Source organism: Actinomycetes bacterium, assembly GCA_035506535.1.
GTDB lineage: Bacteria > Actinomycetota > Actinomycetes > DATJPE01 > DATJPE01 > DATJPE01.
This window is the reverse complement of the sequence record DATJPE010000083.1, coordinates 75,299-89,279: the sequence shown is the minus strand read 5'-3', so window position 1 is coordinate 89,279 and position 13,981 is coordinate 75,299. Positions and strand designations below refer to the sequence as shown.

The following is a 13,981-nucleotide window of genomic DNA, read 5'->3' as shown; positions in this document are numbered from 1 at the left end:
GGCGGCCTCACTCCCCCAGCACGCGGTCGGCGAGGTCGAAACGCCGGCGCAGCTGCGTGACGTCGAGGGTGGGGGTGAAGGCGTCCGAGCCTGGTGCGACCGCGGTGTCGCCGAAGACCTGGCGCAACGGGAAGCGCAGCATCTCGATCGCGAACTCGGCCGCGTCCACCGTCGCGCCCATGTGGGCGGTCGGGATCGCAACCAGGGCGTCGTTGAGCGCCCGCATGTTGATGACACCCGGGGATCCGGCGCGGAACGGCACCGGCACCGTCTGGGCCGGGGGCGGGTTGTTGGGAGCGGTGACGTCGCGCACGGTCACGACGGCGGTCTGCTGGGTCGGGTCAGTGAGCTCGACGAGCCGGACGCCGAACTGGATGCCCGAGCGCGGCTCCTCGATGTGCACGACGGCGGGCACCCCGTCGAAGAGCACGAGCAGCACGGCGGGGGCGAGCCGCTCCATCCGCAGCAGCCGTACCCGGTCCGGACTGGTGTCCATGTCCGGGGTGGTCTCGTCGTCGGGCCGGGTGTCGGTGGAGTACGCGCGTACGTGCAGGCCGGGCCAGCCCGAGACCAGGCGCGAGCGCAGCAGGAAGCCGGTGATCAGGCCGCCGGCGCCGATCGGGCGGCCGAGCGCGTCGACCTCGGGGGCGTCGGAGTCCTTCATCCGGACCAGGCGCTCGGCGGCGTCCACCTCGTCGCGGACGACCGCGTACAGCTCGGCCAGCTGCGCCCGGTCGGCGGCGTTGACCGTCCCGACGCTGAGCGCTCCCTCGACGAGGGCGTCGGTGGCGTTGCGGTCGAGGTAGAAGAAGCGAATGGTCTCGGTCGGCAGCAGCTCGGCGTCCGGGACGAGGTAGGAGAACGGCAGCCCCTCGAGCAGGCGCAGGTGGGCGAGCGCCCGCACGATGTCCGCCGGCACGACGCCGTCCGGGCGCACGTGGTCCTCGACGCCGCCGTCGGGCGGCAGCTGACCGATGGTCTGCACGAGCGTGCCCGCGCTGGCGCGCAGGGCCTGGAAGTAGACCTCCGCCTGGATCTCCATCACGCCTCCCGGCGGGCCGCGGCCGCGGCGACGAGCCGGTCCAAGGTGTCGCGCCGCCGGCTGGGCGGCCGCTGCCCGGCGGGGTCGAGCTTGAGCGCGTCGACGGTCAGCTGCTGGACCCGGTCGACCAGCGCGCGCTGCAGCGACGCCATGGCTCGCTGGTCCTGCGACACCGCAACCGTGGGCACCTGGGTGACGGGAACGCCGACGCCGCCGAGCCCCTCGGCGCCGTACGTCCTCGTCGCCAGCAACGTCTGCTTGGGGTCGGCGCCGAGGCCGGTGAGGACGGCGGCCGCCTGGAGCTGGGCGAGCTCCTCCGGCACCCGCGGAGCCGTCACGTCGAGCGCGCGCGGTGCGAGCTGCGGCGCCTGGGCGAGGGCGTCGACAACGTGGGTGCGGATCAGCCCCTCGAGGCTGGCCCGGCCGCCCACCGCCTGCACGCCGACCGTCGCGACGACGCTGCCCGCCAGGAGGTCGGCGAGCTCGCGCGCCCGCGCGGCGCCGAACAGCTCGCTGCGCCACGCCATGAGGGCCGCGACGAGGGTGGGCTTGGAGAGGGTGAGCAGCCGGCCGATCTCGAAGAGCGCGGCGCGGGAGAGGTCCTCGCGCCCGTCGGGGACGACCGTGCGCAGCTGGTCGCCGACGTGGGCGAGCGGCAGGACGCCGTCGGTGGGCATGACCCGCTGGGTCGGCTGCGGGCTGAACGGGCCGCGGTACCACGCCCGGTCGGGCTCGCCGCGGCGCGAGACGTGGTCGAGGCCGACGTGGCCGGTGGGGGCGACCTCGGGCAGCGGCGCGGGCTGGTCGGGGTCGAGCGTGCCGAGCAGGCCGACCGTCAGCGCGTTCATCAGCCGCTCGAAGCCGCCGGTCGCTGTGCACGTGAACTCCCACGAGACCAGCACCGGATAGCGGTACGTCGGGTCGAGCAGGGTGACGTTGCGGTAGGCGTCGCCGGACTTGATCGACACGGCGACCTCGAGGTCGGAGGAGCGCTGGACGCCCTTGGCGGTTGGCCCGGTGGCCCAGGAGGACGCGGCGACCTCGAGGCCGCGGGCGGTGGCGTACGGCGCCAGCGACGTGCCCGTCTCCGGTCGCTCGACCCGCTCCGCCCGCGCGGTCGCCTCGAAGGACACCGGCTGCGACATCTCCTGCGCCGGGCCCAGGCCCATCGCGATCTGGTCGACGGTGGCCTCGGGGGCCGGCGGCTGCAGCGCGGTCTCGACGTAGGACAGGACCTGGGTGCGGTCGAAGGAGGGGGCAGGCGTGGGCTCGGTGGGCAGCAGGGTGTCCAGCTGGTGCTCGAGGTTGACCAGGCAGGCGGTGTACTTCACCGGGACCCAGTCGTCGCCCTGCTTGGCCGGCAAGCCCGGCTGCGGGAGCCGGCTGGAGAGCACGACGGCCAGGTACCCGTCGTCGTCGCCGAGCGCGAGCTCGGTGTCGCTGAGGTCGACCTTGCGGACGTGGCAGAGCAGGTCCAGCTCGTCGCGGCAGGGGAACACCGCGTGCACCACGCTCTGCCGGACCTCGAGGTAGACGCCCTGAGCCGCGTCGGCGTCGTCGCCGAGGTCGACCCCCGGGGTCACGCACTGCGCGACGTCGACGGGCTGGCTCAGCTGCGCCTCGCCGTCAGCGAGCACGACGAGGGCGAGCCACGGCGGTGCGGTCGCGGGGTCCGCGCTCGGGTCGGGGTTGCGCTCCCAGGGCAGCGTGCGGCGCTTGAGCACGATCTGCGGCAGCCGCTCGCGCCAGTCGCCGGCCGAGGTGGCCGGCGGGAACGTCGAGAGGATCTCCTCGGGCGGCATGACGTAGCGCGGGGAGACGAGGTGGACGAAGAACTGCGTGTCGTCGACGGGGATGGCCACCTGCGTGCTGTGCGGCGGCGTGGCCTCGAGGTCGGAGTGGCTCGAGGCGGCGTACAGCCCCGCGGGCAGCGGCGGCCGCGCGGCCGGGTAGATCTCGAAGTAGCCGGGAGTGCTCACCGTGACCTCCTCGCGGTACGCCGGCGCGCACGGGGGACCGCCGTCCGGGGCGTGGCGTCCTCGACCGGTCCGTCGCCGAGGACGACGCCGACCTGGCGCTGCCCGGGGCCGCCGACGAGCGGCTGGCGCACCGCCGCCTCCACGCCGGTGACCGCGAGCAGCGCGGCGAGGGCGGCGACGCCCCCGGTGTCCCCCAGCACGCCGGCCAGCTGGCCGCCCCCGCAGCCGGTGACGACGACGGCCGGTTCGGGGCCGGTCGTCTCGACGGCGTACAGCAGGATCGAGCGCACGCCGTCGACCGCGACCTGCGGCGGCAGGGGGGCGCCGCTGGCGTCGCTCGCGCGTCGGCCGTCGAGGAGCGAGACGTCGATGCGCGACGCGGCGTCGCCGCCGAGGGTGTCGTCGACGACGACCGCGACGACGTCGACCGGGTCGGTGAAGGCCGTGACGACGCGGGCGGCGCTGGCGAGCACCTCGCTGCGCACCCACCCGCCGTCGGCGCGCTCCCGGGTCCGCGGCACGCGGGTCCCCTGCGCGCTCAGGACCGCGCCGCCCGCAAGCGCGGTGCCCCACCCGACCGAGGGGAGGGACTGTCCGGCGCACCAGCCGGCCACGGACCCGCCGGCGCCGGCCTGGGTCCCCTCGGCCACGACGACGACCCGCTCGGTGACCGTGGGGAGGGCGACGCTCGCCGACGCGGCGCCGTCGGCACCGACGTAGGCGTCGGCCACCGCCCGACCGCCCGCCGCCAGGCACAGCACCCGGGTCAGGCCGCCCGCGACGACGACCTGGTCGGCGACGTCGCCCGTCGGGCGCTGCGCGATGGTGAGCACGGCGAGCTCGCCCTCGTGGAGCACCGCTCCCCCAGCGCCGGCCGCGGCGGCGGCGCCCCGGGCGCCCGGCCCGGCCGGCGTGGGTGACGCGGGGAGCAGCGCGTCGGACATCGCCGCCAGCCGGCCCGCGGCCTGCGGGACCGGCCGCGCGTTGGCGACCGCGCCCACGTTGCCGCTCGCCAGCCTGGTCAGCGGGCTGGAGCCGGTGGCGGCCAGGGTGCGCCCGGACGCGCTCGCCGAGCGCGGGATGACCGTGAGGCTCGCCTGGGTCGAGCTCGCGTTCGCCGCCCGGACGTCGGACAGGGTCGGGACGACGCGCGAGACGGCGGACCCCGAGTCGGCCACGGTCGTCGCAGCCGGCGCGGCCACGGAGTACGACAGCGGCTGGCCGAGCACTGCCTTGACGAGGGGGTTGTAGCGCTGGGGCGGCAGCGGCGAGCGGTCGACCACCACGGGGGTGGTCGCCGTGGCCACCGCGTCCGGGCTGTCCACCAGGTCGTCGGCGAGCGAGCCGAAGGTGGGGGCCGAGGCCCGCGCGCCGCGCAGGGAGGCGACCGTGGTCAGGCCGCTGCCCCCGGCCGCGAGGACGAGCGCGGCGCGGCTGAACCGCTCGGCGGTGTCCGGGTCGCCCGCGTCCAGCACCTGCGCGGCCGCCTTGAGGGCCAGCGCGGCGGCGACCCGCGCATCGGTGTTGCCGCGGTTGGTGATGAACGGCAGCGGCTTGCGCCCCGCCAGCGGCAGCTCGATCTGGTGGTAGTCGATCGGTGGGGCGCCGGTGAAGACGCTGTCCGGGATGACCGTGTCGATGGTCAGCCCGTCGCTCGCCTGGATGGTCTCCCCCGCGGGGACGGTCGGGGACCCCGAGTTCGGCGGCTGGCCCCAGACCCCCTTGGGGAAGGAGGACGCGAGGCGGGCCGACAGGCCGACGTCGGTGAGGTCGAAGGTCTGCGGCGTCTGGTCGGCGGAGGTCAGCGTCAGGGTCAGCGTCGTGCCGAGGGTCGCGCTGTACATCGGGGCGACGCCCAGCTCGGGCGCGGGCGAGGACACGGACTTGGTGGCGCCGCCCCCCTCGAGGACCAGGGTGGTCGTCGGGGCGGTCGACACGAAGGTGAGCTGGAACTCCGGGGCGACCCGGAACGGCCGGTCGGGGCTGCCGTCCGGCGGCTTCGCGACGCCGCCCGACCCCGGGTCGCTGGACTTGCCGGCGACCTGCGCCCCGGCGAGCACCGCGGCCTGGACGACCTGCGCGTCGCTGCCGGCGCGCAGGTACTTCTGCGCGAACGTCGGGGCGTCGAGGGCGTTGTCCGCCGGGTCGCCCTGGTCGCCGAACTCGAAGGGCACGGCGAACCCGCAGACGCTGAAGTGCCCGGTGACGTAGATCGGCGGGCCGCTGACCTCGACGTCGACCCCGAAGGACATCTCGACGTCGATGGTGCCGAACAGCACGTCGATCCTGATCCCGACGTCGACCTCGGCGTAGGCGTCGACGGAGAACCAGAACGGGTCGAAGAAGACGATCGCGTCGCCGCCGAAGGCGAGCCGGGCGTGGGCCGGGCCGAAGTGCGCGGCCACCTCCATCGCGGCGCCGGCCATGATCGCCTCGGAGCAGAGGGCGAAGTACACCCCGCCGGTGACGCTGATGTTGTCGATCGGCGACCAGTTCAGCCCCACCCGCGGCACCACCGGGTAGCCGTCGTGGTGGAAGCGCGGGTGGTAGCCGCCCACGGTGACGACGAACTGGCCGGCGTTCGGGCCCTTCCACCACGTCTCGAACGCGAAGCCCCCGGTCAGGTGGACCGACTTGTCCAGCAGCCAGGAGTTCTCGGTCAGCTGGGCCTGGACGAGGAGAAGGCCCTCCTTGCTGGAGAAGCGGGCCAGCAGGGCGAGCTCGATGGAGACCAGGGTGAGGACCGGGGTCGGCAGCTGCGCGCGGGCCAGGCCGAGGACCGCGATGTCCAGCCCGTCGCCGAACTGGACGGTGACGAGCACCTCGCCGGTGATGAGCACGAAGCTGGTGAACGAGATCCCGGCGGCGACCCAGTAGTCCCCCTGCGCCGGCGGGACCTCCAGGCGCATGTCCTGCAGCTGCTGCATCGGGTCCGGCGTCGGGCCGAGGGCCCGCAGCGCGAGCATGAACGGGTTGGTGTCCAGGGTCGCGACGTCGGGTGGGGCGAGCTCGCGGTTGATGCCGAAGCCGATCCCGATGCCGGTGATGAAGAAGGCGGGCGGCCCGCCGATCGGCGCGTGCAGGACGCCGAAGGCGAAGAACGAGGCGAACTGGGCTCCCGACGGTGTGGTCGGGTGGGCGTACCCGCCGAACAGCGCGATGCCGTAGCTGCCGTACCCGACCTTGAGCATGCCGAGGTACTCGACCCCCGACAGCGGGGCGTCGAGCGTGAACTTCCGCAGCCCACCGGCGAGGGTGAGGCCGGCGACGTTGCTCGCGATCGCGAAGCCGTCGACATCGACCTCCCACGAGCCGGCGTCGAAGAAGGGCCGCGTCACGTGATAGGTCAGGCGCAGCTTGTCGACGCTCGCGGAAAGCCCGAGCAGCGAGACCGAGCCGTCGAGGTAGAGGCTGATCAGCTCGAGCTGGCGGGGGCTGACCCCTTGCTGGTAGTCGACGCCCAGGCCGACCTGCTCGAGGTAGACCGGGCCGAACGCCCGCTGGATCGGCATGAACCACGGCCCGTCTCCCGACCCCGCGGCCAGGGAGACCTCGATCCCGCTGCCGTGGTCCTGGACGGCCAGGCTCGGGCTGAACGCCGGCCGCGGCGGTGCGCCGGACCCGCCGGCGTCGTGGACGATGCCCTGGGCGACGGCGTTGTCGCCGCCACCACCACCGAGCGGTACGGCGAGCCCGCCCAGCTCGACCTGCAGGCCGCCGCCGAACTGCGGGTGGTCGCCGGTGCCGAGCTGCACGCTGCCGAAGAGGTGGACGGCGACCGAGTCGAGGATCAGGCCGGCGTCGATGAGGTGGTCGCTCGACTTGTGCAGCCGGACCCCGACCCCGCTCACGATCAGTCCCGGCGCCGGCACGAGGTTGCCCCCGTCGAGCCGCAGCAGGTTGAGGGTCACGCCCGGCGACTCCGACGAGTCGATCCAGGTGGCGTCGACCTCGAGGGTCACGATCGTGTCGCTGCCGGGGTTGAGGTCGATGCCGTCGGCGGTCAACGGGGTCAGCGTGACACCGAGGAAGCCGACGTTGTCGGCGAGCCCGATCGTGAACGGCCCGACCGTGACCGACGGCCCCGCCCCGGCCACCTTGCCGGCGAGGACGAGCAGCTTCCCCGGCCAGCCGTCCAGCGGGTCGCTGACCAGCCGGGGGGCGTTGACCGGCGCCGCGGGATCGAGGATCGATCCCTGCAGCAGCTCCTCGACGGTCTGACCCTTCACCTCCGTCTGCAGCTGGGTCTTGACCTCGTCGACGCCGAGCACCCAGGTGCCGACGAGCTCGAGGACGGCGTCCACGGCGGCGGCCGCGACCCCCTCTGGGCTGGTGTCCTCGGTGGCGCTGCCACCGCTGTCCTCGGTCGCGACGATGGTTAGGGCCGCGTCGGCGGAGCGCCAGCGGGCCAGCAGCTCGCGGTGGCCGTCGGCGCCGGGGGCGAGGCCGTCGAGGCCGAGGCCGAGCTGGACCTCCCAGCCCGAGGACGCCGACCAGCTGCCGCGCAGCACCGGGCGCACGACGGGTCCGCCGAGGTCGATCGTGGCCGGCCCGACCGCGAAGGACCAGCCGGCCGGGCCGCCCTGGTCCGCGTCCAGGCTGAGGCCCACGGCGTCGATGACCGGCAGCCCCGTGGCGCTCGCGGCGGCGTGGACGGCGAGCGGGCTGGGGTGGAGCGCGACGTCGACGGTGCGGAAGTCGACGCTCAGCACACCGGCGCCCGACAGCGTCGCCACGTGCTGCGTCGGCGCGAGGGACAGCAGGCTCTGCAGCAGCGGGTCGAGCGCGGCCACGGCCTGGGTGAGCAGTCCGGCGAGCTGGGCGCGAAGCCAACCGACCGGGTCGGCGGCCAGGCTCTTGAGAGCGGTCGCGTCGAACACCGCCGGGGTGCCGCTCGCCACGGCGAGCCCCCGCCCGACCGAGCCGACCAGCTCGGCGATCGCGGTGCGGGTGGCGTCGCCGTCCATGCCGGCGACCTCGTCGAGGACCTTGGGCAGCAGCTGGGTGACGTTGTCGAGGAGCGCGCCGAGGCCGGACAGGGTGGGGAACACCTCGACGTCCGACCCGGATGCCGGGCGCAGCAGCACCCGGATCCCGGAGGCGTCGACGACGAGGTGGGCGGCGCTTCGGTGCTGCGGGGTCGACGTCCCGTCCGGCCCGTCGGGGACGCCCAGCCAGGCGTCGACGCTCGGCCGCGGCGCTGCGCTGGGGGCCAGCTCCAGGCCGAGGCTCGCCCCCGCGCTGAAGGGCGCGCGCCCGGCGGCACCGGCGAGCCAGGTCGTCGCGTCGACCGCGAGGGAGACCGTGGGACCGAGCGACCCGGACGCCACGAGCACCGAGACGCCATCGGTGACCGGCCAGCTCCCGCGCGGGGTCCCGGCCAGCCCGACGAAGGGCTTCAGCCCCTCGAGCAGGTCGACCAGCCGCCCGGTGTCGTACGGCCCGCCGTCGACGAGCGAGAGCACGCTGCCGCGCATCCAGCGCACGGGGTCGGCGAAGAGCAGGTAGGGCGCGCGGACCCTTCGCCAGCCATCCCCGTCCGGGGCGCTCAGCAGGCCCAGCGCGGCCATGAGGTCGTCGAGGGCGCCGCCGAGCTGGTTGTCGATGCTGCGCAGCCCTTCGAGCACCACGCGCAGGGCCTCGGCGGGGACGGCGGAGACGGCCACCTGGGCCAGCCCGTCGACGTCGGGATCCGGCCAGAGCGGGACCGGCGAGGCGCCGGCGCGCAGCAGCTGCGCGCCGGACGTACCCAGCCGCAGGGCCAGGGCGTCGGCCGCTGGGTCGCCGACCGTGACGGCGACGCTCGGTGCCGCCGTCGGACTCAGGGCCACGTCGGCCTGCCAGTGCAGCAGGCCGTCGGTGCCGGTGGCGGTCGCGGTGACGGCACCGACGGCCGCGTCCGCGTGAAGGGCGAGCGGGCCAGCCGAGACGGCCACGGTGTCGCCGTCGACCGTGACCGCATCGGTGAGCCGGGCCAGCGCGGCGAGCAGGGCGCCGCGCGTGGCGGGGTCGCCGACGAGCGCGCGCAGGTGGGCCGCCGGGTCGTTGACGAGATGGGTGAGGGCGTCAGGGACGACCGCGCCGTCGCTGCGGCTGACCCCCGCCGCGCGCAACAGGTCGAGCAGCACGCCGGCCGGGCTGGCGTCGACGACGGACGTGAGCCGGTCGACCAGCGCCACGAGCAGCGCCTGCGCCTCGGGCAGCAGCGGGGTGGCCTCGATCGCGCCGCTCACCGCGGCGGGGGTGATGACCGGCAGGGCGGGCCAGTCCGCGCCGAGCGCGGAGCCCTCCTGCAGGGTGATCTCGGTGCTGGCCGCTCCGCCGCGCAGGTCGGCCTCGACCCGTACGTCGAGGCGGCGCAGCTCGAGCGGGAGGGCGCCCGCGACCGGAGTCGTGCCCGGGCCGCCGACGAGCCAGCCGTCGGTGTCGGCGACGGCCAGGTCGAGGCGCAGGGCCGGAGTGGCGTGCACGCTCGGCCCGCTCGCGCTGGCGGTGGCGAGGGTGAGCAGGAGCAGCCCGGACACCGTCGTGCCGTGACCGCCCGGCGGGGTCAGCAGCGCGAAGGGCAGGCGCAGGCCGACGTACGCCGTGTCCGGCGGCGCGAACGCCGCGGCGGCCCGGGCCTGGGCGCGGGCCGACAGGCCCGCGGCCACGACCGCGGTGACCGCGCGTGCGATGGCCGCCGGGTCGAGGGCGCCGAAGACCGCGACCGCGGTGAGCCCGTCGCGGACCGGCGTCGTCGGTCGGGGCGCCTCGAGGTCGGCGATGGCGGGCTGGCCACGTACCGCCCCCATCGCCGAGGAGACCAGGCTGCGCCCGAGGGCCAGGTCGGGGTCGTCGGGCTCCTCCGGGTCGACCGCGGGCAGGAGGACGCGCAGCAGCCGCAGGGCGTCCGCGGAGGCTCCGGTGCGGAAGGTGTCGAAGGCCACCGCGCTCCACGGCGTCCCCAGCGTGACGAGGTACGTCACCCCGGCGACGGAGTCCGCGGCGAGGCGGGCGGCGTGCCCCGCGCCGCCCAGCGCGACCAGCACGACCGGGCCGGCGGCGGCGAGCGGGCCGAGGACCTGCTGCAGCCGTGCGGACTGGCCGAGGACCCCCGAGGGGTCGCTCGCACCCAGCGTCGCGTCGGCGCGCGGCGCGAGCGCCACGACCCACTCCCCGCTCGCGGGGGTCGCGACGCTGAAGGAGCCGGGTGCAAGCCCGGGGGGCGTGAGGTCGATGAGGCGCCCGACGTCGGCGGTCCACGGGGACGACGCCACCGGGCCGACTGCGACCCGCACGACCACGGCGCCCGCGGGCAGCCCGCCGGGCACGAGGGAGGCGAGGTCCAGGGCGGCGAGCCCGGCGGCGTCGACGCCGAGGCGGGTCAGGGTGCGCAGGCCGGTGATCGCGGTCGGTGGCGCGGCGACGAGCCCGTCGGTCCCGGCCCACCGGTCCGCGAGGGTCTGCAGCCCGGTGCCGAGCTGGTCGCGCCCGGCGGCGAGGGCGGCGACGTCCGGGCCGGCGTACGCCTCGTCGGCGAGCACCTGGGCGAGGCCGGGCCCGTCGAGGCCGGGCGTGCCCGGCCGCCAGCCGGCGAGGGAGTCGCCGGCCATGGTGGCCGCGCGGACCGGTCCGTCCGGGCCGAGCCAGACCGCGAGCCCGGGCAGGGCGAGGGAGGTACCGAGGGAGGCGACCCACGGGTCGTCGCGCGTCCCCGACCCGGTGAACGCGCCGGCCAGGCCGTCCGGGCTGCCACCGGTCAGGTGGGCCACCGCGCTGGTGAGCGTGCCGACCAGGTCGCCGTCGCTGAGCAGGGCGGCGAGCCAGCCGGTGAGCGCCGTCCCGGGATCGGCGACCAGGTCGGCGAGGGAGAGCAGCGGGTCGTCGGTGCCCCACCCGGTGAGGTCGACGAGGTCGGCCGGCCAGCCGCGCGGCCCGATCGAGGCGAGCACCGCGACGAGGCGTTCCACCGACGCCCAGGCCGCGGTCGGTACGTCTACGTGGCCGTGCGCGTCGACGCTCGGCAGCACGAGCGGGACCTGCTCGGACCCGAGGTCGAGGGCGAGGTTCGGCGCAAGGAAGGCCACGTCCAGCCCGGCGGCCGGGGTCCAGCCCGCGTGCGCCCCGAGGAAGTCGGCGACGATCGCGACCGGGCCGAGGGACAGGCGCGCCTGGGTCCCGCCCCGGGCCCGCAGGCGCGCGGTGAGGTCGACGCCGCCCAGGAACTGCGCGTGCCCCGCGGCGAGGTCGATGCTCGCGAGCTGCACGGTGATGGACGTGAGGACGACGGTGCAGCCACCGGCCAGGTCGTCGACGCGAAGGGACAGCGCGGGGGCGACGAGGAGCCGGTCGCCGTCCAGCCAGCAGGTCAGCGTCAGGCGGTTGATGACCGGGACGACCCAGGGGTCGTCGGCGGTCCCGGTCCCGGTCACGGCCTGGAGCACCTGGGTCGGCCCGGCGACGAGGTCGCGCAGGTGCGCGAGGACGTCGGGGACCGCGGTGGGGTGCTGGGTGAGCAGGTCGTGCCACCAGCCGGCCACCGTCCCGAGCGGGTCCGCGAGCAGGTGCGCGCCGTCGAGGGCGCTGACCCCCGCCGGCGGGTCCAGCCCGAGCAGCCCCTTCAGCGCCGTGCCGGCGTCGCCGAGGGCGTCGAGCGCCGCGGCGAGCAGGTCGTCGGCGAGGTGGCCGGCGGCGGCCGCCACGGCGTCGGGGCTGGACAGGTCGAGCACGTCCTGGTGCTGGCCCTCGACGTCGACGTCGAGCAGCTCGATGAGCGCCTGCGCGTGGCCGGCGTTCAGGGCGAGCCCGAGCCGCAGCGAGGCGACGTCGACGGTTCCGGTGTGCAGCAGCTTCGCGGCGTCACCGGCCCCGGTGCCGGTGGCGGTGACGACGAGGTCGGCGTACGGCAGCGCCTGCAGCCCGCCGGTGCCGACGTCGATGGTCAGCAGGTCGGCGGTGGCCTCGGCGCCCAGACGTACGGCGCCGGCCACGTCCGCGTGCAGCGAAAGGCCGAGCCGCGGCGTCACCTGCAGGTGCCCGCCAGGCCCCTGGGCGGCCTGCAATCCGACCGTCGCGGTGACGCCGCCGCCGCCGACGGGCACGGCGAGGACGCCGTCGCTCACCGTCCCGCCGAGCACGTCGCCGAGCGCGGCGAGCCACGCGTCGCGCGCGGCGGGCGTACCGACGACGTCGACGGCCCACGCGCGCAGCGCGGCTACGCCGTCGGCGAGCACCTGCTCCACCGGCAGCGCGGGGATGTCGGTGGCGGTGCCCATCCCGAGCAGGTCGAGCAGCGCGCCCACCTCGTCGGCGGCCGATCCGGAGAGCCCCTCGACGCCCTGGCGGACCAGGCCAAGGACGAGGGAGAGGAGGGTCTGGTCGAGCGACTGCCCGCCGCCGCCGATGGCCAGGTCGCCGGTCTCCTGCGCGCCTGGCAGGTGCAGCCCCTTGAGGGTGAGCGCGAAGACCGGGTCGGGCCCGCCGGACAGGGCGACCGCGACCGATGCGGAGACGCCGGCCAGGCCGAACTCCTCCACCGGGACGGGATCGGGGGCGAGGGTGAGCTCGGTCGAGAGCGTGACGATGCCGCCGCCGAGCAGCGCGAAGGGCTGGGCGACGGACTTTCCGGTCTTCGCCGCGCGGTAGATCGGGATCTCGACCTGGGTGACGCTGGCCGGTGACGTCGTCGTGAGCGTCGCGGCCAGGCCCACCTCGACCCAGTCGCTGGGAGTGGCGTCGAGCGTCGCGAGGACGACGATGTCGGGAAGGCTGGTGTCGTTCGCGAGCGCCCGGATGTCGAGGAGGGGTATCCGCGAGCGGCCGTTCGTGCCGGTGTCCTGCCCACCCGACCCCAGGACGGCGTCGGCGAAGCGGACCAGGGCGTCGCGGCGGCCGTCGTCGGCGAGGGTGCCCGACAGGCGTCCCCCCGGGTCGTCGAACCAGGTGCTGTCGAGCTCGACGCCGCTGTCGGAGGGGCTGAGGAGCCCGATCGCCAGGCCGAGGTCGGCGATCTCCGGGTCGAGCGTCGGCAGGCCGCTCATGGGCCGACCGGTGTCTGGACGAAGGCGTGCCGCCCGATCGGCACGACGGTGAGTCCGTTGGGCGCGAAGGTGACGGCCGCGGGCACGAGCGCCCGGCCGGAGGTGTCCACCCCGACGGCTCCGGAAAGGGCGCTCGTGGCCCCGACCAGGGTGGCCCAGGCGAAGGCGACCAGAGGCTCGGGCCAGCGCTCGACGACGACCTCCGGTCCGCGCGGGTGGTCCTCGGTGGTCATGACCCCGCCGGCGGGCCGCGCGGCGGAGCCGCCGACGAAGGTGACGGTGACCTCGGTGGGTCCGGTCTGGTCGCAGGTGACGGGGATGACGATGTCGACGTACCCGTCGCCGAGCCGGGCACGTACGCCGGCGACCTGGACGAGCAGGGCGCTGCCGTCCTGCTCCCAGAGCACCGGGGGCGGGGGGCTCGGCGTGCGCGCCGGGCCCAGGCCGGCGGCGGCGATGGCAGCCGCCGGGACGAGCCGTTCGAGGTCGTCCGGGCCGATGGTCATCGGCGCCGCGGTGGCGCCCGCCTTGACCGCGACCGCCGGCAGGACGGCCTGCAGCTGCTTTTGGACCAGCGCGCGCTCGCGCGGATCCTTGATCGCGGACAGGTCCAGTGACTGCGCACGGAGCTGACCGGCGATCGACCCCCCGCCTTGGATCAGGCTGATACTCGGCGTGACGGGTCGCTCGGCCACGAGCGGCCTACCGGAGCCTTGTTCTCATCGTCATGGCTCCTCCCCGTGATCGTCTGGGAGCCGAGAGTCAACCTAGCGACGTCCATCCCGCCCTGCCAATGGTCCGGTCAGGTGACACCCGCGCACCGCTCGCCGCCCCCGCCGCTCCCCGCCGCTTGTGTCGCCCCGCTCTCGACTTGTGGCGGGTTGTCCGTCGCTACGACGACGTCGAGCGACGGACAACCCGCCACAAGAGGGCCTGAG

Annotated in this window: 4 protein-coding genes; all 4 read right to left on the bottom strand. The window is 75.7% G+C overall.

Annotation, left to right across the window (positions count from 1 at the left end; genetic code table 11):
• Window positions 1-7 precede the first annotated feature (7 nt).
• The 4 genes from VMI11_13935 to VMI11_13920 are packed head-to-tail and all read right to left on the bottom strand — an operon-like array spanning window position 8 to window position 13,738.
• The gene (locus VMI11_13935) at window positions 8-1,042 is read right to left on the bottom strand and encodes a hypothetical protein (protein ID HTY73505.1); all 1,035 of its coding nucleotides are present in this window, start codon (window positions 1,040-1,042) and stop codon (window positions 8-10) included.
• A complete protein-coding gene (locus VMI11_13930; GenBank protein HTY73504.1) occupies window positions 1,042-3,021 on the bottom strand; it encodes a hypothetical protein in 1,980 nt (659 codons plus the stop codon). The genes VMI11_13935 and VMI11_13930 overlap by 1 nt, the downstream gene beginning before the upstream one ends.
• Complete coding sequence (locus tag VMI11_13925) at window positions 3,018-13,043, bottom strand: DUF6603 domain-containing protein (protein ID HTY73503.1); 10,026 nt, start codon at window positions 13,041-13,043, stop codon at window positions 3,018-3,020. Before VMI11_13925 ends, VMI11_13930 begins: the two co-directional genes overlap by 4 nt.
• Window positions 13,040-13,738 (bottom strand): hypothetical protein, encoded by a 699-nt coding sequence (locus VMI11_13920; protein ID HTY73502.1) that lies wholly within the window; start codon window positions 13,736-13,738, stop codon window positions 13,040-13,042. Before VMI11_13920 ends, VMI11_13925 begins: the two co-directional genes overlap by 4 nt.
• Window positions 13,739-13,981 lie beyond the last annotated feature (243 nt).